At 57.3% G+C, this 22,912-nt stretch carries 17 protein-coding genes; 10 read left to right on the top strand and 7 right to left on the bottom strand.

The features are described from left to right. Nucleotides 1-378: 378 nt before the first annotated feature. Both WN72_RS18500 and WN72_RS18495 read right to left on the bottom strand, forming a co-directional pair. Nucleotides 379-1,386, bottom strand: coding sequence for an NAD-dependent epimerase (locus WN72_RS18500; RefSeq protein WP_027557054.1), 1,008 nt, complete (start codon nt 1,384-1,386; stop codon nt 379-381). 12 nt (nt 1,387-1,398) lie between these two features. Beyond that, nucleotides 1,399-2,682 carry a nucleotide sugar dehydrogenase gene (locus WN72_RS18495; protein ID WP_027557053.1) on the bottom strand — a complete coding sequence of 428 codons (1,284 nt, stop codon included), beginning with the start codon at nt 2,680-2,682 and terminating at the stop codon, nt 1,399-1,401. An 809-nt stretch (nt 2,683-3,491) separates the two neighbouring features. On the opposite strand from WN72_RS18495, the gene WN72_RS18490 reads away from it, so the two are divergent. The 6 genes from WN72_RS18490 to tnpC all read left to right on the top strand — a co-directional run bounded on the left by WN72_RS18490 (nt 3,492) and on the right by tnpC (nt 11,825). Beyond that, nucleotides 3,492-5,243, top strand: a complete 1,752-nt coding sequence (locus tag WN72_RS18490; RefSeq protein ID WP_092218897.1) for a hypothetical protein — start codon at nt 3,492-3,494, stop codon at nt 5,241-5,243. Nucleotides 5,244-5,841: 598 nt separating this feature from the next. Further along, complete coding sequence (locus tag WN72_RS18485) at nt 5,842-6,951, top strand: glycosyltransferase (RefSeq protein ID WP_159073911.1); 1,110 nt, start codon at nt 5,842-5,844, stop codon at nt 6,949-6,951. A 491-nt stretch (nt 6,952-7,442) separates the two neighbouring features. After that, nucleotides 7,443-8,903 (top strand): lipopolysaccharide biosynthesis protein, encoded by a 1,461-nt coding sequence (locus WN72_RS18480; protein WP_092218895.1) that lies wholly within the window; start codon nt 7,443-7,445, stop codon nt 8,901-8,903. 474 nt (nt 8,904-9,377) lie between these two features. Then, nucleotides 9,378-9,782, top strand: a complete 405-nt coding sequence (gene tnpA / locus WN72_RS18475; protein WP_080134401.1) for an IS66-like element accessory protein TnpA — start codon at nt 9,378-9,380, stop codon at nt 9,780-9,782. Beyond that, a complete protein-coding gene (gene tnpB / locus WN72_RS18470) occupies nt 9,779-10,126 on the top strand; it encodes an IS66 family insertion sequence element accessory protein TnpB (RefSeq protein WP_080134400.1) in 348 nt (115 codons plus the stop codon). The genes tnpA and tnpB overlap by 4 nt, the downstream gene beginning before the upstream one ends. A gap of 70 nt (nt 10,127-10,196) precedes the next feature. Further along, nucleotides 10,197-11,825: an IS66 family transposase gene (gene tnpC / locus WN72_RS18465; RefSeq protein WP_194482923.1), complete on the top strand. Its 1,629-nt coding sequence runs from the start codon at nt 10,197-10,199 to the stop codon at nt 11,823-11,825. A gap of 391 nt (nt 11,826-12,216) precedes the next feature. Here the strand turns inward: tnpC and WN72_RS18460 are convergent, their stop codons facing one another. The 3 genes from WN72_RS18460 to WN72_RS18450 all read right to left on the bottom strand — a co-directional run bounded on the left by WN72_RS18460 (nt 12,217) and on the right by WN72_RS18450 (nt 15,675). Continuing rightward, entirely contained in the window at nt 12,217-13,617 is a 1,401-nt protein-coding gene (locus tag WN72_RS18460) for an O-antigen ligase family protein (protein ID WP_092215181.1), read from the bottom strand. A gap of 67 nt (nt 13,618-13,684) precedes the next feature. Continuing rightward, on the bottom strand, nt 13,685-14,569 hold the full coding sequence (locus WN72_RS18455; RefSeq protein ID WP_159073910.1) for a heparin lyase I family protein: 885 nt from the start codon (nt 14,567-14,569) through the stop codon (nt 13,685-13,687). 20 nt (nt 14,570-14,589) lie between these two features. Then, a complete protein-coding gene (locus WN72_RS18450; protein ID WP_208617492.1) occupies nt 14,590-15,675 on the bottom strand; it encodes a polysaccharide deacetylase family protein in 1,086 nt (361 codons plus the stop codon). Between the two features lie 140 nt (nt 15,676-15,815). On the opposite strand from WN72_RS18450, the gene WN72_RS18445 reads away from it, so the two are divergent. After that, nucleotides 15,816-16,985, top strand: a complete 1,170-nt coding sequence (locus tag WN72_RS18445) for a glycosyltransferase family 4 protein (protein WP_027557047.1) — start codon at nt 15,816-15,818, stop codon at nt 16,983-16,985. A 152-nt stretch (nt 16,986-17,137) separates the two neighbouring features. Here WN72_RS18445 and WN72_RS18440 read toward each other — a convergent pair whose 3' ends face one another. Then, a complete protein-coding gene (locus tag WN72_RS18440; RefSeq protein ID WP_092215185.1) occupies nt 17,138-18,511 on the bottom strand; it encodes a glycosyltransferase family 4 protein in 1,374 nt (457 codons plus the stop codon). After that, the gene (locus WN72_RS18435; protein ID WP_027564558.1) at nt 18,492-19,754 is read right to left on the bottom strand and encodes a nucleotide sugar dehydrogenase; all 1,263 of its coding nucleotides are present in this window, start codon (nt 19,752-19,754) and stop codon (nt 18,492-18,494) included. The genes WN72_RS18440 and WN72_RS18435 overlap by 20 nt, the downstream gene beginning before the upstream one ends. Nucleotides 19,755-20,200: 446 nt before the next feature. Here WN72_RS18435 and WN72_RS18430 point away from each other — a divergent pair, with 446 nt between their 5' ends. From WN72_RS18430 to WN72_RS18420, 3 genes are all read left to right on the top strand, one after another. Further along, the gene (locus tag WN72_RS18430) at nt 20,201-20,800 is read left to right on the top strand and encodes a hypothetical protein (RefSeq protein ID WP_141263482.1); all 600 of its coding nucleotides are present in this window, start codon (nt 20,201-20,203) and stop codon (nt 20,798-20,800) included. Nucleotides 20,801-21,111: 311 nt separating this feature from the next. Continuing rightward, a complete protein-coding gene (locus WN72_RS18425) occupies nt 21,112-22,236 on the top strand; it encodes a Gfo/Idh/MocA family protein (protein WP_051377966.1) in 1,125 nt (374 codons plus the stop codon). Continuing rightward, nucleotides 22,223-22,882: a sugar transferase gene (locus tag WN72_RS18420; RefSeq protein WP_035729934.1), complete on the top strand. Its 660-nt coding sequence runs from the start codon at nt 22,223-22,225 to the stop codon at nt 22,880-22,882. Before WN72_RS18425 ends, WN72_RS18420 begins: the two co-directional genes overlap by 14 nt. The last annotated feature ends 30 nt before the right edge of the window (nt 22,883-22,912 follow it).

Here is a 22,912-nt window from a genome sequence, read left to right as displayed (position 1 = left end):
GCACCGATCTGCGGCGTGGCCGCGCCGTCATCGCCGAGTTGGTGCGCGCAAGCTCCTTTCCCTCGCGCCCCTCGGCTTTTACGGTGACGCCGACAGAGCGCGCGCCGCCTATCCTTTGCGCGATCATCGCGACCGTCCGTGCCGGGACGACAAACCGCAGTGCGGTTCGCGCCGCGCTGACGGCGATCGGGATGCTGCTAATAAAGATCGGACGATCGAAAGGCTGAGGATTCGAACACGAGATCGGCGTATCCTGAAGGATCGAGCGCGGTCCGAACACGGCAAGAACTGCTTCAGCCCGACCGCGCGAGGCGGACTCCAATCGTGTGCCGGCGCCCATACTTGATCAGTGCTTGTCATTTCACTGATCGCGACCTGCTAAAGCCGGTGATACTCGCGATACCATTTCGCGAACCATGCGATGCCCTCGCCGATCGTCGTCGACGGGCGGAATCCGATGTCGCGTTCGAGCTCGGCAATATCGGCGTAGGTCGCCTCAACGTCGCCGGGCTGCATCGGAAGCATTTCCTTGATTGCCGTCCTGCCGAATTCCTTCTCCAGCAGCGATACCACGTCGATCAGATCTTCAGGACGGTTGTTACCGACGTTGTAAATTTTCCAAGGGGCGCTGCTGGTCGCAGGATCGGCGGGCGGCCCCGGCTGTCCCTGGGGTGGACGGTCGATCAGGCGCATGATCGCCTGGCTCACGTCATCGACATAAGTGAAGTCGCGCCGCATCGCGCCATGGTTAAACAGCTTGATCGGTTCACCGGCAAGGATTGCCTTGGCAAAGATGAACATCGCCATGTCCGGCCGGCCCCAGGGACCATAGACCGTGAAGAACCGTAGGCCGGTCGCTGGAATGCGATAGAGATGGCTGTAGGCATGTGCCATCAGTTCGTTGGCCTTCTTAGAGGCGGCATAGAGGCTGATCGGATGGTCGACATTGTCCCGCACCGAAAAGGGCAGCTTCGTATTCGCGCCGTACACCGACGAAGAGGATGCGAAGATGAGATGCCGGCACCCGTTGTGACGACAGCCTTCCAGCACATTGACGAACCCCTCGAGATTCGCATCGATATAAGCGTGCGGATTTTGCAGTGAATAGCGAACGCCGGCTTGAGCCGCGAGGTGAATCACGATCGGAAATCGATGCTGTTCGAACAGTGCGGCTGATGCGGCGCGATCGGCTAGATCATGCTTCACAAACCTGAACTTCGAATCGCGCTTGAGAATCTCGACGCGCGCTTCCTTCAACTTGGGGTCGTAGTAGGCATTGATATTGTCAACGCCGATCACTTCGCGACCATTAGCCAACAGTTGTCGAGCAACATGAAAGCCAATGAAGCCTGCAGCTCCGGTCACCAATACTTTGTCGTTCGCCATCTTGTCTCCAGATCAGAGCCGCCACAGGTCGATGGCGGCGGGCTTTGCGGCTCGATCGAGCTTTGTCTTGATGTCGAACACGAGGCCCTCGCCGTCGCGCAGCAAGTGTCGAACAAGCGGCCAGCCGCCGTCGACATAGCGCTGATGGGCGACGGCAAGAACGATGGCATCTGCAGGTTGTAGGGCGTGCAGCTGGGTCAACGTGACCCCAAGTTCATGCCGCGCGTCGGCGGCATTCACCAGCGGATCATGGATCTGCACCGTGAGCCCGAAAGACTGAAGCTCGCGGATGATGTCAATGACGCGGGAATTGCGCGTATCGGGAACGTCTTCCTTGAAGGTCAGCCCGAGGATGGTCACAATCCCGGTTTGACCCTTGCGCCGCAATAGCCCACGAACGCATTCCCGCGCCACTCGCTGACCCATGCCGTCGTTGATGCGTCGCCCTGCGAGAATGACCTCGGGGTGATAGCCAGCCTTTTCGGCACGATAGGTCAGGTAATAGGGATCGACGCCGATACAGTGGCCACCGACGAGTCCCGGCTGGAACGGCATGAAATTCCATTTGGTGCGGGCCGCAGCCAGGACGTCACCAGTATCGATATTAAGCGCCCGGAATATTAGCGACAGCTCGTTCATGAAGGCGATATTCAGATCGCGCTGGGTGTTCTCGATGACCTTTGCTGCTTCCGCCACGCGGATGGAGGGAGCACGATGAACGCCGGCGCTGACCACAGATCCGTAGACATCCGCGACGATCTCAAGCGTTCTGGCATCCTGCGCCGAGACCACCTTGGTAATCGTTTCGAAGCGGTGCTCCTTGTCGCCGGGATTGATCCGCTCGGGCGAATACCCGACAGTAAAATCTACTCCGGCCTTCAAGTGAGAGATTTGCTCAAGAGCCGGAACGCAGTCATCCTCCACCGCGCCCGGATATACGGTCGATTCATAAACGACGATGTCGCCCCTCTTGAGCACCGCGCCCACCGATCGCGACGCGGCAATCATTGCGCGCAGGTCCGGATTGCGAGCCTCGTCAATCGGAGTTGGCACTGTGACGATGAAGAAATCGGCCTTCGCCATTTCAGCCGGATCCACCGTGAAGCGTAGCGTCTCCCGACGCAAATCATCGCCGTCAACCTCGCGGGTCCGGTCCTTTCCTTCCCTGAGTTCAGCGACACGTCCGCGATCCACGTCGAATCCAACGACCGGAACTCCGGAACGCGCAAACGACACAGCCACGGGCAATCCCACGTAACCAAGCCCAATCACCGCAATTTTTCGGCCGTGCATCATGGTTGATGTCCAGTCGTCTCTCTGAATTGGCTCAGGTCCTGGTGAGCACCGCTACGTGAAAGTAACTCCCCCCGGTGGCGCCAGCTCCTGCGGAATGTATTCGGAATCTGAGAACCCCGTCGCGATCACGTGCGCAGATGACCCACTTATCATAGGCAAACTTCGCGCTGCGCGAGAACCCTTCCGGACTACCCCCTCGACTTTCCCGCTTCGCACTCATCCGATGCCGTGAGCAGAAATCGATCGATTGGTCGATCATCGCCGCTCCTTTCGGCGACATAGCGTCCGCGAGGGCCGCGGCCGCTTGCGTTCGCGGTGGCGCGAGCCCTGCCCGCATCCATTCGTCCGCAGATGCAGACAAATCCGCCCATCGAGAGGCGTCCGGCAAGAAGCCAATCTAAGCGCAGGCGGAGCGAGCGTTAATCGCGCAAGGCGATGAGAATTGGTGCACCAGGCACGTACATCACGAGCGGCAAATTATGCCGCTCCACAATTGGAAGCGCTCGAGACCTTATCGCGGAGGCCATCGTCGAAAGTCAGAGCCGTATAACGGCGCGATCGACCTTTTCTCAAGACATTCATCGAGGCCGCTGACGACTCCTAGATTTTTGCAGTGCAAAATGATAGATTTTGCGCGGCAGCAATCCGGTACAACATGGCAAAGCGTGGACTCGGTACCTCCAAGGGCACATTGATCAGACAGTCGCGCGAACGCTAAGACATGCCCTCTCACCATTGGCGACCGACATCCGCAGGATGCCGGTGGCCTTCCCGAAGGATGACGCGTCAACGCAGGAACGCCGACGCCCATGGACACCGGCTCATCGATCGCGCTCCTGCTTCGCGGGGACACTCCGTCGCCCGACGATCGCAACCTGGTTGAAGTTCTCGATTTTTTCGGAATCCCATGGACGGCTATGACAGTCGGCGAGGCGAACGGTAGCAATCTGGCTGCGCTGACCGCCGATCATCCGCAGTTCTCAATCCTGACTTCCGCGCCCCGTCTCACGGAAGCCCTGCAGTCTGCTAAGGCCGGAATATTTCCGGCCTGGATGGCCGCAGCCGCTTCCGTATTCGTCTATGGATTTCAAGCGTCGGATCCCTGTAGGGCGCTGCTGCGCGAGATCACGGGAGACCCGGATGCGGACATCCGTGGCATCGACCAGCGGCCGATAACCGTGTCCGTCACTGATACTTTCCCAGACATGTGCGGGCCAATGTCGGGCCTGCGAATCCAACTGCAGCCGGGCGCGGCGGATGCGGCGCTTGTGATCGCGCATAGTGACGAATTGCAAAGTATCGTCGCCGCCCCCGAGGGGTATCTGTTCGCCGGGCTCACTCATTCGGGCTTGCGTTTTTTTGCCGATGCGTCACGGGCGATGGTGGACATTCACGAACGCGCCGCGAGCTATTTTGATGTGAAGAAGCGTTTCGCCGGCGCAGTTCCAATCGTGATGTATCTGAGGTCGGCGTTCCGCGACGTCTGCTGGATCCCCCCCGAAACAAACGCCTGCCTTACCATCGACGATCCACTCCTGAGGCCACGGTACGGATTCCTCGATTTTGACGAACTACTGCAGTTGGCCAACAAGCAGCGCTTCGCCACGACCCTCGCCTTCATTCCATGGAACTGGCGACGAACAAATCGCGACACCGTTGTCGCCTTTCGGCAAAACAGCGGAAAACTGTCGGTCTGCGTGCACGGCTGCGATCACACCCGTGGTGAATTTGCCGCCCGTTCGGCGAGCTTGCTCGACAGAAAGCTAAGGACCGCCACGCGTCGGATGCAGTCCCTACGCGACAAGACCGAGCTCGAATACGAAAACGTGATGATTTTCCCGCAAGGCGCATTCTCGCCCGAAGCAGTGTCCGCGCTCAAACGAAATGGCTTCGTCGCAGCGGTGAACACCGGAGTCGCACCGGCCGACAACGCGCTGAACGAAACGACACTCGCCGACCTGTGGAGCGTCGCCATCACCCGGTATGGGGGATTCTCAATTTATACCCGGCGGTACATTGACCACGGCGTCGAAAACTTCGCGTTCGACGGACTCCTGGGCAAGCCGTGCCTCCTTGTCGGGCATCACGACCTTTTCCGGGACCACGGCAGCGAACTATCGGAGTTCGTCCGAGAGCTTGCTTCCTTGCGATGGAAACTCCGTTGGCGAACTCTCGGGGACGCGGTTTGCCGCAGCTACGGCATTCGACGCGAAGGCGGGACAATCACAGTCAGGATGTTTGCCGAACAACTTCGTATCGAGAACATGGAGGCGGTAACGCGATGGATTCGGGTCGTGAAGCCAGAACCACAGGTCGCTTCTTTGAGGGATATTACAGTCAACCAAGACGTCGTCACGTATGATTACATCGATGGATGCCTTCGATTGATCGTCGACATCCCGCCCGGCAAGACGGCTAATATACGCTGCGTTTATCACGAACAGCGGGATGCCTTTCCGGATTCAGAGTCGCTCTCCTACCGACTTAAGGTGGCGGTTCGACGATATCTATCCGAACTTCGAGACAATGGCGGAGCCTACCTGTTTCGTCTTCGCCTGTAGCCGGAGGCCATTCGAGCTTCCCTTCGTCGGAACCGGAATAGGTAGCCCGAAAAAGTTGACGCTCAGCGCGGGCGCAAGAATACACTCCGCAAAGCGCGACGTACCGTCGGTCGTCGACCCGCTTTGGCGAGGGATGGGAGACAATATGATAGTTCTCGGCTTGGCTTCGTGCGGCGCTCATGACTTTTGCGAACCTGGGCTCAAAGGCTGACCGGAAGCATGCTTGCGTGACAGCGCGGTGGCCAATGCGAGAACCCCAGTCTGAGCGAGTGCCTCTCGGCGATCCTATGGGTGCCCGGTTGGGCCGCCAATGTTCTGGTGCTTCCACCCTTTGGTGCAACTTTCTTGATGTCGAGGGTTGAGAACCTAGCGCTCACAGCGGGACCGTCATTCGTCCTCCAGTAAGGCACGAGAGCAATGGACTGATCGTCAAACCAACCAAGACCGAGGGGAGCGCTGCATTGGGTCTTCGCTTCATTGAAGCTGGGTACTCGAGACGGCGTCTAGGAGAAAATGGGAAGATACATCGACATTGAAGTTTGCGCCGAACGCAACGTTGCGACTTGGACGGAACTAGTCCATGCGGGAGGGCGCTGAAATGCGTATATTGCACCTCACCGAACGTCTAGGGCCGGGAGGAAAAGAACGACAACTCGTCGAATTGCTCCGGGGACTGTTCGTCTGCAGCGACATAAAGTCATTTGTCGCGGTTACGGACGAAGAGAAGATTCGTTACGAAATCAACCGTGAACACGCGGAAGTTATTCAGCTCGTCCGGAAGCGCAGGAGAGATTTGAGCCTGTTTAAGAGTTTGCACCAACTGGTCTCCGATCTGAAAATAGATATCGTTCACTCTTGGAGCCCGATGTGCTCCGTTTATGCAGCTCCAATTGCGAAACTGTGCGGCTCGGCTTTCGTTAACGGCTTTGTGCGAGACGCGCCGCCGCAGCTGTCGCGGTGGAATAAGGACTATCTAATGGGCAAATTGACCGTCCCATTTTCGGATATTGTCGTCGGCAACTCACGGGCAGGCCTGGCTGCCTACCAGATTCCGGAGCGTAAAGGTCTATGTATCTACAATGGGTTCAATCCCGAAAGAGTCTCCAACTTAACGGCTGAGGCAGAGCTTCGCATCAGTCTCGGAATCACGACGCCTCACGTCGTGGGGATGGTTGCACACTTTACGCCCAGAAAGGACTATCCAACCTTTGTCGAAATGGCATGTCGCATTTGCCATCGTCGGGACGATGTCACCTTTGTGACCGTCGGCGCTGGGCAAATGCTACCGCAGATACGTGATAGCGTCCCATCGGAATATTCGTCACGCATAAAGTTTCTGGGACTGCGGAAAGATGTAGAAAGTATCGTCAATCTCTTCACCGTGGGAGTTCTCGTTAGTCACAGCGGAGAGGGCTTTTCGAACGCGATAACCGAATGCATGGCATTGGGTAAGCCAATTGTTGCAACAAGGGATGGGGGCAATCCTGAACTGATCCTCGAAGGACGGACGGGATTTCTTGTGCCGCGCCACGACGCGGAAGTGTTGACTGATCGCGTGCTCAAGCTCCTCGACAATCGCGGGCTTGCCAATCAATTCGGTACGGAAGGGCGCCGGCGGATTGAGACGTCGTTCTCGCTCGATACCATGACTAGCGCGTATCTCGGCCTTTATCGGCGAGTGGCGGATAGGAGGGCACGCGTGACCTGAGCCTGGACGCTATCGCGACAGTTCCAAGTGTCGCTGCCAAGGATTGGACGGGCGTGCATCGAAATGCGAAGCGATGCCCCCATCAAACCGATTGGGCTCAAATCAGCTCAAAATCGATCCCATTGCCAGACGAAACCAAGATCCGGTCAGGTCATCCCCTCTCCTACGGCGACGTCGACTGCGTTACCGCATACCCCCGAATGGGTAGCCACTCAGTCACCGATCGGCTCGATCGAGTGCTTCTATTCTTGGTCGTTTTGCTTACACTTGCTCAAAATGGCGCGACGATTGGAATTCTCGGATAACGCCGCAATACACTCACACGTCGACGATTTGTCGAGATACACCTCGCCGTGGGCAACCGCTGAAGGCCCGTTGCCTCAACAAGGAACAGAGCGGCGTTGCGTCCGCGACCGTTGGCGACACAAGAAGGGGCGTCCGATGTTTCTGACCAGCTTTGTTTTCATCGCCGGTAGCGCCTAGGCTGGTCCATGGCATCAATCATACGTCAAGGCATTGCACTCTCCGCCGCACGCTACCTCGAACAGGCCATCACGATATTGACGCCGGTCGTTCTGGTTCGAACGATCGGTCCCACAGAGTTCGGCGAATACCGGCTGTTCTGGCTACTTGTAACTACCGTAACATTGTTGTTCCCCTTTGACGTGCCCCGCAGCTTGCTCTTCTTCTTTGTCCGTTTGGATTCGGAAGGACGCCGGATTTACGTCGGGCAGACGATGCTGTTCTTGCTCGCGACGACGACGATCGCGGCGCTTCTGATTTTTGCCTCTGGCAATGTCCTCCCGTCGGGCATGAAAAACCTGTTGCACAACCATGGGTTTTTGCTCGCAGCTTTCCTGTTTGCCTGGAATGTGGGCTTGATGCTCGATGTATTACCCAACGCCGCAGGGCAGATCCGCTGGCAGGCACAGGCTATCGTGGCCACATCTGTGCTTCGGGCCGCGCTCATTCTTTCCGCGGCGGCATTTTTCCGAGAACTCGAGCTGGTGCTGGTTGCGACATTGATCGCCGCCTGTGTGCGCCTTGGGTTTTTGGCCTATTTCATTGCACGCTATAGCGGCATTCGACTGTTCCCGCTGGACAAGCCGAAATTTAGTGAACAGCTTCGGTACGCCGCGCCATTTGGCGCGGCCACACTGCTGTTCCACATGCGGAAACAGACCGAGCAATGGATTGTTGCCACGGTATTTTCACCGACCGTGTTCGGCGTTTTCTCGATTGCAACGACGCTCACGATGCCCACTGAAGTCCTGAGATTCGGGGTGGCGAATTTGCTCTTGCCCACAATGAGCCAACTCCATGCGCTTGGTGATCAAGAAAAACTGCTGCGTCTCAATAGCCAAGGCAACGTAATCCTCAGTGCGATCATATTCCCCACCATTGCAGCATTATTCGCCTTTTCCCACGAAATCATCCAGTTCCTGTTTACGAAGGAGTACGTGAGCGGCTCGCCGGTGTTGCGTATCTATCTCGTCCAGACCTTGGTTTATTCGATAGAAATCAGCACTCTGCTGAATGTGTTCCAGCAAGGGCTATCGAGCATGCGGTATGAAGCCCTATGTTTTCCAGTTGCCGTCGTCTCCAGCTTGATCGGCATCTGGTATTACGGTTTACCTGGCGCAGCTGTCGGCTCGGTATTGGCAAGCTTGATGGTGTACGCGCTGGTTCTAAAGAGACTTTCAGACGTGACGAGCGTTCCTGTCGGAAAATTGCAGGATTGGAAGAACCTTGGAAAGCTCTGGAGCGCATCGGTCGTTTGCGCGCTCGTCGCACGTTTCGCGGCTGATCTGCTGACCCCACCGGCTCCAATTGCCGCGATAGGCGGGCCTGCTGCAGTATTGGTGTTGTTTGTCATCATCTTGTTCGCGACGGGGTACTATCGAACGCTAGCGGAGATACGACGACAATGGGGATCCATACGCGTTGCCTAGTTCGTTCACATTCAACACCCGCGCGCTTGCCGATCAACTGAACCTGCTGTCGTAGACCTTGGTGTCCGCTGCCACCGGCCTCCCCATTTGCCCGGGACTCGATGACGCAGCTCCGTTCCTGCCTTCAGAAGGAACACGCCGAGCGCCCTGGATGTCCGGATAAATTGGCGCGTACCGGCGCGCCTCACGAAGACCAGTGGATCGTCAGCCAGACGCCATCGCCCATCGACTACTCGCCGAGCGCGACCGCGACATCATCACGTAGCGGGACCAGCGAGTCGGCGATGCAGCCATCGATATGCTGTCGCGGCGGCCGGACCGAGCTGGTGCTCCCGGGACCCGGCATTGCCCGCGGAAGCGGCGATGATGCAATTTCCTATCGCGTAAATGATCGTCCGGCGGTGCAGGTCACATCGTCTCCCTCCGGTGAGGGCCGCCTTGTCGGGTTAATACCAGTGCTGTGTAACAGCCCTTATGGACAGCAATAAGTTCAGTGCTCAGATTGAACGGTTCGAGGTTGTCGAGACTGGCCGTCGCCGTCGCTGGACCGATGATGAGAAACTCAAGATCGTTCTGGAGAGTTTGCAGGCCCCGCGCGCGGTCTCGTCGACAGCACGACGATACGGCATCTCGCGCTCGCTCCTGTTGACTTGGCGACGATCGTTTGGGACGCGGACGAGCAATACTGAACAACCTCAGCCAGCGTTTGTGCCAGCGATGGTGATGCCGGACCAACCGCCGGCGCCGCCAGTAACTTTAGCGGGGCCAGCGAGCGGACGCATGGAGATTGTCGTCGGCAAGGCCTGTCGGGTGATCGTGGACGCCGGCGTTGATATGACCGCGTTGTCTCGCGTATTGGATCTGCTGGAGCGGCGATGATCCCGATCGCGGCAGGGGCGAGGATCTGGATCGCAACCGGTCACACTGACATGCGCAAAGGCATGCAGGGTCTGGCATTGCTGGTGCAGGAGGGGCTGGGGCGGGATCCTTTTGCCGGCGACGTCTTTGTGTTCCGTGGTCGTGCTGGCACCCTGATCAAAGCCCTTTGGCACGACGGGATCGGGCTGTCGCTCTACGCCAAGCGACTGGACCGTGGCCGCTTCATCTGGCCGGCGACGGTGGATGGCGTGGTATCGCTGACCGCAGCTCAGATGGGCTATTTGCTGGAGGCGATCGACTGGCGCAATCCCCAACACAGCTGGCGGCCGCAGAGCGCAGGATAGGTTGCGCAATAGTCCCGTGAGATTGCAAAAAGCGCACGCCAAATCGTCGCTTTTGTGATTCCATCGGTGCATGGGTGACGGTCCCCAGAAGCTGCCGGAAGACATTGAGGCGCTGCAAGCGGCGTTGCTGGCGACGCGCGCCGAACTCGCCAGCGTTCGCGCCCAGCAGTCCGACGACCATGCTCTGATCGCTCACCTGAAGCTGCAGATCGAAAAGCTGAACCGTGATCGTTATGGCCCTCGCTCGGAGCGTACCGCAAGGCTGCTGGATCAGCTCGAACTGACGCTGGAGGAGCTCGAGGCCTCAGCGACTGAGGACGAACTCGCTGCCGAAATGGCCGCGGCCAAGACGACGAAGGTGGCCTCGTTCACGCGCAAGAGGCCGTCGCGCCAGCCGTTCCCGGACCATCTGCCTCGCGAGCGGGTGCTCGTGCCGGGACCTGTGGCGTGCGCCTGCTGCGGCGGAGCGAGGTTGTCCAAGCTCGGGGAGGACATCACCGAGACGCTGGAGGTGATCCCGAAGTCCTGGAAGGTGATCCAGCACGTCCGGGAGAAGTTCAGCTGCCGTGATTGCGAGAAGATCAGCCAGTCCCCGGCGCCGTTCCACGTCATCGACCGTGGTTGGGCCGGCCCCAGCTTACTGGCGATGGTGCTGTTCGAGAAGTTCGGCCAGCACCAGCCGCTGAACCGTCAGGCCGAACGCTATGGCAAGGAAGGCGTGCCGATCAGCCTGTCGACCCTCGCCGACCAGGTTGGTGGCTGCACTGTTGCGCTGACGCCCTTGTTCCGGCGCCTCGAGGCCCATGTGCTGAGTGCCGAGCGATTGCACGGGGATGACACGACGGTGCCGGTCCTGGCCAAAGGCAAGACCGACACCGGCCGCATCTGGGTCTATGTACGCGACGACAAGCCTTTTGGCGGGCAGGCCCCGCCGGGAGCAGTGTTTTATTACTCGCGCGATCGCGCGGGCGAGCATCCCCAGGCCCATCTGGCCGGCTACAACGGCATCTTCCAGGCCGATGCCTATGGCGGCTATGGCAAGCTTTACGACCCGAGCCGCAACGTAGGTCCGATCCTGGAAGCGGCGTGTTGGGTCCATGCCCGACGACCGTTCTTCGTGATGGCTGATCTGGCGGAGAATGCGCGCCGCAAGGTACAAGGCAAAAAGCCAGCGGTGATCTCGCCTCTGGCACTGGAAGCAGTCCGTCGGATCGACGCCTTGTTCGAGATCGAGCGAGGCATCAACGGCGAGACGCCCGAACGGCGCCGGGCCGTCCGCCAGGAGCTGAGCGCGCCGCTGATGGCCGATCTGAAAGTCTGGATGCGTGAACAACGCGCCAAGCTCTCCCGGCGCAACGACGTTGCCAAGGCGATGGACTACATGCTCAAGCGCTGGGATGCGTTTACCCGCTTCCTCGACGATGGCCGCATCTGCCTGTCGAACAACGCCGCCGAGCGAGCCCTGCGCGGCATCGCCCTGGGGCGGAAGTCTTGGCTGTTCTGTGGCTCCGACCGCGGCGGCGACCGTGCCGCGATGATGTACAGCCTGATCGTCACAGCCAAAATGAACGACGTGGATCCACAAGCTTGGCTCGCCGACGTCCTGGCACGCATCGCTGCACATCCCGTACAACGGCTCGACGAACTTTTGCCCTGGAATTGGCGCGACCGAAATAAGCAAGTCAACCAAGCAGCCTGAGTGACCGCTACGCGGTCCTCACCGGATGCTTACGTCACATCCGCCGTAACAGCATTCGGTCCTGGCGTTGCGTTCGCCGGGGATGTTGTTCGCTTGCTGCAGTCGCTTGCAGATAGCGGGGACTTTATTGTCCTCCTCGCAATCCGCCCTCACCCGCACCGACGATTCGGCTGCAATGAAGCAGAAAAACATCACCTGATCCTGCAGACGACCCCGCCGCGATGAATCTCGCGCTCAACACCGCAACGAACGTGGCAATGTCACAGGACTCTGGCGACGGGGTGCAGATCGAGGTAATCACGATTTGGGCCCGGCCATCGCAGCGGTAAGCACCTAGGCGACCATCGCCACGCTGCAGCAGACCGAAGATGAACGGTCTTCGGAGTTCACGTCAGATCACTTCTTGTGGACCCATTCGACGCTGATAGGCATCCAGATAGCGCAACCGCGCCAAGTTGATCATCATCGCAATGATCGGGAATACATACATGTTGTCAATAGTTGGAAAAATCTCACGCTCAGTTGCCATGCCAATCCCAAATCCGAAGATGCCCGCGAACAGAGCCCAATATAGGTCACTATTCAACCTCCGCCCCGTTCGCCAGGCGGTGGCTACTCCAACAAGAAGGAGGACGATAAGCACACTGGAAAAAATGGCACCGCAATCAACAAAGAAATTGATAATTGCATTGTGCGCGTGACCCATGTGGAGCAAAGCTCCTGTGTCCCAACTTTGGCTTGTCACTATTCCGTAGCGACCAGCGCCAAACAGGAACAGGCCGATATTGCTCGTCCATTCATTTAGCAGAGGAGCCCAAATATAATCGACGCGGCCCGTCAGCAAGGCATCGGCCGAGAAGTCAGAACCGGTTTCAAACCCGATCGAAAAAAGAGCCTCCACAGTTGGTGCGACCCATAGGAGCGATGCGATCCCAAGCACCGCAGCGCCGGCAAGCAAGATATCAAATCTGCGCCTCTGAATCAGAAGCAGGCAAAGCGAAACTCCCACTGTGATAAGCGCGCTGCGTGACCCGAGGAGAAGAATTGCCAGAAGCGATAGACCGAGAGGTACGATCCAGAGAGCTCCGCGCGCAAGAAATCGATGGAGCAACAAGGGCGCACAACAAATATAGATGGTGCCAATCGTATTGTAATGGACACCAAAATAGGTTGCGCACAGCTCATTCATTCCGCCTCGCTCCCGGCTGTCTCCGCCAATTTCGGCAATTTCGGGCCGGCTCTCTGACAGAACGGACGGATGCGTCAGGATGAGTATGATGAAAGCGGCTGAGAACAGCAATATCGAGAGGCAGATCGCCGTCGTGATCCTCTCGAGCTCGTGATAGGAGCACATGCGCTTAAGGGTAAATAGAAATCCTAAAATGTAGAAGGCCGGAACGATGCAAGAAGACAACGTAAAATCGAGATAGGTCTCGGGAAATGTAGTTGGAAGTCGGCTATGAAGCAGCGGAGCATTGGGAATTGATCGAATATACGCAATTGCAAAGGTTGCGAAGTAGAGGAGAAAAATTCTGAGGGATCTTTGCTCGATCTTATCCGTCGCGTATAAGGGCGCGCTTTGGAGTACCAAATAGGCGAGGACGATAGCTGACAGCAAGTTGAACGGCTTGAGGCCCTGGATACCGAGCAGATTGTCACCGAGAAATGGCATCCGCTGGAACGGCAAGATAAAAAGGAACACGAGAAAGAAAACTCTTCCACTTTGCGCGACTGAACGCGGAAGCGTGAGCTGATAAGGGGTTGGGCCGCTATAGCTCAATAGATCACGCATAACGCACCGGATCCTTCATTCTATCGCAATCGTATCCAGCCACGCCGGTGACGTTGCGCACCATAAGTCAGCGTCGCAATGAGGTGGCCCCAGGCGGCCCAGCCACAGTTGTTATTGTCATATTTCGAAATTTGGCGGCGACAGTCTCGGGTGCTGGACTCCGATAGAGCCCGTACTCCCAGTAGGTGGGATCCCCAAAGCCCAAGGGGCCCTGATAGTTCACAACCTGAGTACCATTCACCCAGACACCCAAATACCCGCTACTGTCGTTGGATATATTGGCCGATATTTTGGTCTCGTTGTACTGGCCAACTCGAATTGGATTCGGGTCGGTCCAGAGCGTGAGATGCGTAAGGTTGCCGGCCGCATTGCTCGGATTCAGACCCGTAGGACAATATAATGCGTTAACTTGTAGATGGTCGCCAACAAGATTGACATAGAATGGAGGCGAGGTGGGTACACCACCAACGGCGTCGTCATTGTGCAGTTGGCCAAGGATAAAGTACGATGATGCTGTGTTCGTAAATGACCCATTGGCCCCGTTTGGCTCCACCATAAAATCATAGCTTATGTTGATGAGAGTTCCGACCGGAATTCGTGCATCGTTTTCAATTTCGGCGCGATCGACAGATCCAGCATCATACCAGGCTTTATCACCCGGCCGGACTTCGAACCGCAGAGTCTGTGGGTCAGGATTGGTCAGGCTATAGCTCTTGCCCGCCGTCTGAACTTGGTAGCTATCGCCACCGATATAGAACCGCATTTTTGGTGTCGTGGAAAACGACGTAATCGATGAGACAACTGGTACACTTGCAGGCCGCAATATTGCGGTCGAATCCTCAGTCGTATCCGTACCCGTGGCGGCGATGACCTGAACGTCGGACGAGCCTGCATCCACTGTCGTCGTCGCGATGAACGCGGCAAGAATAGCTGGCAACAGCTTCATCGCCATTCCTATTGCCCGTATTTTGCTCAATCGTCGGCGCATGACCGCACCACCCTATCGTAAAATTCGCTCAGCGTACTGCCGCGGAAGTGTTTCGTCGCTTGTGAAAAGAGCTCGTTCAAATCCCGATACAGCTTCTCGACTGATTCAGCCGTCGGAAAATAAGGACTTCCGCCAGGCATCAGCTCTGAGGAATGCGTCATGAATTCCACATAAGGCCGATCTTGCGAGATCGCGATGTCGAGAATGCGCAGCATCGACGTCAAGTTCGACCCGTTCGGGCGCAGCCACTCCAGAGGCCAAATGTAGCGCCGGGTCCTATCCGGTAAGTCGGATATATCTTCGCAAGCTTGGGTCGCGCGGGTCAGAAAAGCGGGCGATCGGTTGATGATCGTCATTGGAACCTCCAGTAGCGAAGTCCCTCCCCCGAGCCCGATATCTCGCTCGCTCATCCAATAGTGCTGCTCGGGAAACCCTCGATAGTCGCTCCCTCCCGCACCGCCCGGATCTCCCTTGATTCCGCTCCAATCCACGTGAGGGGTTACCGAACAGTCCACCCTGAATCCCAAATCTCTCAAAACGTTGGCATAGAATGCATTAAGGGCCCACCGGCCTGATCGGTGGCTCAGCATCTTGACGCCAAACACGTCCTCAAGAAGATGCGTCTGATATTCAATCTTCTTCCGGATTTCATCTTCCGGATATTCAATCAGAAAAGGCTGGTGCCATGAGTCATTGCTGGTCAGGCGATGGCCTGGGGGGGCATTCCAAGCATGCAAATGCATCCCGATTTCGCCAGCACCGCGTGCGATTAGATCGCGGCCAAATTCAATAAAGCCGGGATCGTTGGCCATCTCAAAGTTCACCAGGTAGGTGGGCTTCAGTCCGAAGGTCTCACATAGCGACTGGAAGCGGGGAAGAAAGGAAGCATTTCGGGTTTCGACGCTTGACCGCCTGCTCCAGATGTCATCTCCCTCTGTGTCGATGGTAATAAGAAAGCTTCTCAAGACATCCACTCTACCTAGCAGCGCGTCGACGTCGCTACCGTCCGGGCGCTGTGCGGGGCACTTGGCGAAGGCCGGCAAATTGCCAAAGAGACGCATCCCCAGCACTTTGCCGCTCGGTCACTGCGAGCCGGAATCAGTACATGCCGAGTCACGGTATGGAAATTGGCGATAAATGGGTAGTCAGATTGGTCCATTGAGCCGCGGCGGCGCCGGGACTAAAGCTCGATGAAAGCCCAGGGTGTCAGGTGCGCATTCTCTCGATAGATTTCTACATTCCCTATCTGCTGAAGGATGAGAACTATCCGATCGGCGGATGGGCTATCGAACTCACGACATGGCTTCGCGCGCTTGACAACGCCGGCCACGAAGCCGCGGTGCTTACCTGGAAAGGCGCTTTGACCCACGTTGGTTCGAACCCGCCAATAACACTTATCGAGACCTACGATCCAAAGCGGGGGGTACGGATTGCGAGGTGGTTCTATTCATTTATTCCCAAACTATTGGCGGCCGCCCGCGCCTATCGTCCGGATATCATCATCCAGGGGGCACGCGGGTTGGGCACCGCCGTCATGGCTTTCATCGCAGACCAATTGGGGGTTCCGTTCGTTTACCGCGTTGTAAGCGATGCAGACGTCGACGAACGATACAAGATCGGTCTTCGGCAATATGAACAGTTATCCTATTCCTGGGCCCGGCATCGAGCAGCCGGATTTCTCTGTCAAAATCAGTATCAACGCGATCAATTGGCAGCACTCTTTCCTGGAAAACCCATTCACGTCCTTCATAACCCTATTGCTATCTCGGAGAACGCGACCGCTCCTTTGCCGCGCGCGGAACGCAGATATGTCGCGTGGCTCGGAGTCTTCCGCTATCCAAAGAACTTGCCATTACTTTTTCGAATCGCTCAGGAACTTCCTGACGTCGAATTCCGCGTGGCCGGAATGCTTGCCGAAGCTGCCGATCAACCGACTATCGATGCCGTGAATGGCTTGAGCCGTCTCCAGAATGTGAAAATGGTCGGTTATGTCCGGAGAGTTGACATTCAATCGTTCCTTTCGGAAGCGACGATGCTTCTCTGTACATCGCGTTACGAGGGCTTCTCGAATGCGTTCCTGGAGGCGCTGGCCGTTGGTACACCTGTTGTGACGAGCCGGCCAGTCGATCCGGATTTGATCGTCCTGCGTCATGCCCTCGGTGCATCTGCTGCGGACGAGTTGGCACTCTGCAGATCCGTGAGGGCAATTTGGGACACCGACGCGAACGATTACAACGCGCTCGCGCAACGATGTCAGACCTATGTGAAGGCCAATCACTCGCCAACGGTAAAGGCTAGTGAGTTGATTGTTGCTTTGACGCCTCTTGTTGCTAAGTCAAACGCGGCGCGACTACGTGATCACGATCTACCGCCAGCGTGAGCGCTACCCGCCCGAAGTAGAGCGCCGCGTCGACTCGCAAACGTGGCGTGATCATAGCGTCTCCTGCTTGAACGCTGGGCGCTTCGATCGCTCGTCCGTTATGTGGAAATGATCTGCGTCGGCTCAATTCAAAGCGCCTCGCTCGGGCTTGGTCAGCGCCTTAAATCGAATAGTTTTTCATAAGCACTTAGAAGGCTTACGGCCCCGTGGTCCCAAGCGAGCACGTCATAGACTCTTTTCTGGCCGAATGCGCCCATATGGTCACGCCGCACTGGATCATCCAGAAGCTCCAGTATCTTGTCGCCGAACTCCGCCGTATCCGCATTCTGTACATACAGAGATGCCTCTCCGGCCGAAACGCGCCCTTCGGTGAGGTCAAATTGGACAATAGGCTTACCCAAGGCCATGTACTCCATGACCTTGATCATCGTTGATTTATCATTCATCGCGCTAGGGCGATCCGGATTTACGCAGACGTCTGCTGTCGAAAGTATTGTGAACAGCGTGGCGTCGTCAACACGGCCGGTGAATGTGACCACTTCATCCAGCTCAAGGGCCGCGGCTAGCTTCTTGACCTCGTCCAACTCCGGCCCATTCCCGACAATGACGAATTGGACATCATCTCGATTTCGCTCCCCGCGGATATGGCTGATTGACTGCAATAGCAGATCAAGCCCCTCCTGCTTTCCAATAACCCCCACATACGCGGCCAGGAATTTTCGCCCCTTTTTCCAGGCCGGGTCTGAGGGAAGTGATCGAACGCGCGCAAGATTTGGACCGGAACGCACAACGAACACACGTTCCGGATCCATTCGCCCTCGTTCAAGGGCAATGCTACGATATGACTGGTTTGTTGCTATCGATACGTCAGCTAATGCGAATGTAACACGCTCAAGCAAGACCATGATCCGCCAGAGAAGGCCACGACGTCCAAATTTTGCTTCGTACAGCTCTGGGCTGATATCGTGCTGATCGAAGATAAACGACTTTCCGAATAGAAACTTGTAGAACGCACCAACCACAAAAATGAGATCCGGAGGGTTGCAAGCATGGATTACGTCAAAGCCGCGCGTTGCGAGTATCTTCAAACTCAGCGCAAACTCCCAAAATAGTGCCGCGCTGTACTCGGCAAAATAGCCTAGCACCCCACGTCCTTCTTTTGGCAGCCAGTGGCGATAGACCGCAATTCCCTCGATCAGTTCAAATGGGGCCGTTGCCTGCGGTCCCTTGGGACAAATTATCGACACTTCATAGCCGTGCCGTGCCAATGTGCAGGCTTCCGACCACACTCGGCGATCGAATGGTACTGAAAGATTTTCGACGATGATAAGCACGCGGCGGCGCGCTGAGCCATTAATCACGGATTGGGCAGCCTGCGCGGCGTCAATGAGCCCCGCAGAAGTATCGACGTCCGAACGAGCCAATTCGCACTGTTCGCTCGAAGCGCCGGTCGCCCCTGGTGGTTTCGCTATCACGGCTTGATCAGGTTCGCTTGCACTGCGATTGTCACGAAAGAGTGTTAACATCGATAACCCGCCTGGCGCGAAGCGCCATTTGCCTCGCCCATCCTCTAGTATCGATGACAAGGTCGAACAGCTGCGACTCGGCCACGGATTTAGAGATTAGAAGCTTGCGGAGTGCAGGCAAATTGGAGAACGCGTAGCCGAGATTCTGGCCTAACAATCTGGACGGTTCGACGTGGGGATCGTAGATCGACAAGCCGATATGCGACTGAAGGAATTTGCGAGCCAAGTCGATATTGGGGCTCTCGCGAAGATCATCGCTGTCCTCTTTGAAGGAAAGCCCCAGCATAAGCACCTGCCCGCCGGCCCGAACTGTCTTCATGCAATTCTCAAAGAGAAAATTCTTATGCGCGTCATTCGACCTCAGGACCGAATCCACCAGATGGGTATGTGCCCCGACGTCGCTTGCGATGTATTGGAGCGCCCGAACGTCTTTCGGCAGGCATGAGCCGCCGAATGCGCCACCAGGCCTCAAATAGTAGGGCGAGATGTTGAGCTTCGTGTCGGCGATGAAGATCTCGTGAACTTTGGATGCGCTGATATTGAGCTTATCGCAGACGCGACCAACCTCGTTTGCAAACGCAATCTTCACTGCGTGAAACGCGTTGTCGACGAATTTTGTCATCTCTGCCGCACGATAAGTCGTATAGAAGACCGGCGCTTCAATCCTGGCATTCAACTCGTCAAGAGCCTTGCACCGTTCTCCGTTCCTGGTCCCAATCACGACCTTCGGTGGATGGAAGAAGTCTTCGATTGCGACAGATTCACGCAAGAATTCTGGATTGTAGACAAGCTCGACTAGATCCATCCTGTCTTCCAATGCGTCCTCGAAAATCGGGAGCACGAGTTCCTCGATCGTACCGGGCCGCATCGTAGAGCGAAATACGATGGTCAGCGGCATCGATCGAGCGGGGCCGACCAACTCCGCAATCTGACGGGAAACCTCCACGATAAAGCTCATATTGTGAGATCCGTCCGGCGCACTAGGCGTTCCCACACAGACTATGGCCATGGCGCAACTGTCGAGATGTTGGCTCACATCCTTCGTTGCGCTCAGTAGGCCCTTCCTAACCGCACGGGCCACGAGGTCTTCGAGGCCAGGCTCGGTGATCGGCGACTTACCGGCATTGACGATCGCCACTTTTTCGTTGCTGACGTCAATGCCAATGATTTCGTGGCCATCCCTAGAGAGGCAGGCGGCGGCAGTCATGCCGACGTAACCAAGTCCAAAGACCGCTATCTTCATCGTAGTCCCTCGCTTCCACTGCCCCTAGTGTAGCGTTGGGGCATGCCGAGCAAGGGGAGGCAAAAGGGCTGGTACCGGCGGCTGATTGGGTACCCATTTGTAAGTACTCGGCGACAAACTAATTGGGGTACAAACCAATTGCCAAGCACCGCACATACAGCATCGAGTTCAAACGCCAGGACAATCGCGAAGCCAAAGGGCCGGCCACAACGAATGCGATTGCGGCCGAAGACGCGTCACAAAGCCCTGATGAATTTGCGCGAAAGGAAAACGATCGCATATGACCTCAGCTTCTCCCGATGTGACCTGCCGGGCTCCGGTCTTCGGTCGGCCTTGAATGAGTTCCGGCGCTTCGGCAGCGGAGTCGTCGCCTTCAGCAACGAGTCAGGCTTATGTCTTTGCTTTGACATGACCGGGTGCGTGCCGGGCCCGTCGAGAGAACGGAGTTGCAGCTGCTGTTTGCCGCCAAGATTGATTGCCGCACTGCGGTGCTGCAAAGTCGCGATGCTCGCCGTCGTCTTGCTACTCTTTCCGCCTATCTGCTTGTCGGGCGGCGTTGCGACGCCGAGGCGCTGCCTTGGTTGGCTGGTGTCACCGAGCGCTTGCGATCTCGCAGCATCGCCGACCCTGCCGGTATCGATTCGCTCGCCGGAATTGCCGAGGCGGACGACGTTTGCGCGAAGCAGCGAACAAGGTCGGCCTTCAACGCCTTTCTGACCTACAAGCAAAGCTCGACGCCCGCGCCGCCGCTCGGGTGGTGGCGGAGCCGACGCCGCAGGTGCTCGGCGAAGGAATTGTCGCACTGCTCGAAGGACGAGGCCGCCCGCGAGCGTATGCGGAGCTACGGCCGGGAGCGCGCCGGCGACAGATTTCGCTGGGAGTTGAAAAGCGTTCCCTCCTCGCCGCCTATGCGAGCCTGGCGCCGAGGCGCGCACGATGACGCAGCTCGATCCGCGCGTGCGCATGCGAGGCAGCAGGGAAGATCAGTCGCTCTGCACGCGTCGGCACACACGATGCCGTATCGCGCGGATCAGCGACAATCGTGAGATGCGCGCAAAAACCGCACATCGTCGACCATCCAACTCGCTGCGTCGCACAAGCGCTAGCGGTTGCCCCCACCCCGCGTGGCTCGCGGCTCAAAGCCAGGTCCCTTGTACCACTGGAAAACCAGAGCTTTTTGGGCGGCCTTGCGCCGGTATTTGACCGGCCGATTAATCACTTTGGCCATGGCTACAGCTGCGTAGCGCGGGGGTGTACCCCAAAAGAGCGTAGATCATTACCCGTGTGCTTCAGCAGCGCGCGCGCTCAATCGGCTATCTTGAATGGAGCGCACGTTAACGGCCTTCAAGGAGCCAACATGGCGAATAACCATGATCGTGAGGACGCCGAAATCCAGATCGCGAACGACGGCCCGTCGCTCGCGGTCATCGGTTGCGGTTACTGGGGTGCGAAACACATCCGTGTCGCCTGCGATATACGCGGCGCAAGGATGGCGATGGCCGTTGATCCGCGACCTGACAGGTTGGAATATATCCGCTCACAGTATCCTTCTGTCGCCGTTTCGCGCGACATCAGCAACGCACTGAACAACCCTTCAATAGACGCAGTCATTCTTGCCACGCCCGTAGAGACGCACTTTGAATTAGCACGGGCGGTGCTCCAGGCCGGAAAGCACGTGCTCGTCGAGAAGCCGTTGGCCATGAAAAGTGCGGAATGCCGCGAGCTGAATGCGATTGCCGAACAGCACAAGCGCGTTCTCATGGTCGGGCACACGTTCGAATATCATCCGGCTGTGACTGCCATGCGCCAGATGATTCAGAGCGGCTCTCTTGGCGAGCTTTATTACATCGACTCGAGGCGCCTGAATCTCGGTCTCTACCGGCAAGACGCCAATGTCCTTTGGGACTTGGCGCCACACGACCTTTCGATCATCCACTTCCTACTGGAGGAGGTCGCGCAAAACATCGGCGCTTGGGGTTGCTCGCACGTTCTACCCGGCGTTGAGGACGTTGTATATGCCAAGCTGGGGTTTAAGAGCGGCCCGACCGCTCATGTGCATGTTTCCTGGTTGGACCCGGTCAAAGTGCGCCAGATCACGATCGTCGGAAGCGATGCCATGCTGGTGTTCGACGACGTACAGCCGTCCGAGAAGGTGCGCGTCTACCAGAAGCGCTTCAGGCCGCAAATAAACGGCGACTCCTACGCCGACTTCCAGTCAGCCTATCATCATGGCGACGTTCATATCCCCGCGATATCCAGCACCGAACCGCTCAAACTCGAGATACTCGACTTCGTCAATGCGATCGTGACCGGGGAACGGCCTCGCGCGGATGGATTGCATGGACTGCGCGTTGTCGAAGCGCTCGAGGCGGCATCGGCGTGTCTACGGCGCAAGCACCAACGCCGTACCAACGGTAAGGATCAACCGGCTTTTCGGCGGCGGAACGTGTTGGTGGGAGGTCCCGAAATTGCCGTCACATGAGGCCACGCGACGGAATGCGGTTCTGCGGGAATTTGGAAAACGGGCGCTCGACGTCGCGATCAGCGTTCCTGCGATCGTGGTGCTGACTCCTGTCTTCATAGGGATATGGATAGCAATCCATCTCGACAGTCCCGGACCTGCAGTCTTCTGCCAACGTAGGATCGGGCGAGACGAAAAGCCGTTCAACTGCTTCAAATTCCGAACGCTTCATCACAACGCCGACCAAAACGTCCATCGCGAGGCGATCCGGCGCGCTTTTGCGAAGGAACCACTCTCGAACGATCCCGATGCCCCGTACAAGCTGACAGACGATCCTCGCGTGACGCGCGTGGGGAGACTGCTGCGGAGAACCAGCCTCGACGAGCTGCCTCAACTCCTCAACGTATTGAGGGGCGAAATGAGCATTGTCGGTCCGCGGCCAGCGATTCCATATGAACTCGAACACTTCCGAGATTGGCACCATAAACGTCACATTGTGAAGCCCGGCATCACTGGAATTTGTCAGGTCCGCGGCCGGGGTCGTATCTGCCCCGAGGCCATGCTCGAGATGGATGTCGAGTACGCAATGAATTGGACGTTTTGGACCGACCTGAAGTTGATCGCGCTGACTGTTCCCGCGGTTCTGTGGGGGCGCGGTGCCCGATGAGGTTCTCGAGTGAAAGAGCCGGATTCCCAT

Origin of the sequence: Bradyrhizobium arachidis, from assembly GCF_015291705.1 — a bacterium.
GTDB classification, from domain to species: domain Bacteria; phylum Pseudomonadota; class Alphaproteobacteria; order Rhizobiales; family Xanthobacteraceae; genus Bradyrhizobium; species Bradyrhizobium arachidis.
The sequence above is the reverse complement of the archived record's forward strand: the minus strand, read 5'-3'. Positions and strand labels throughout refer to the sequence as shown.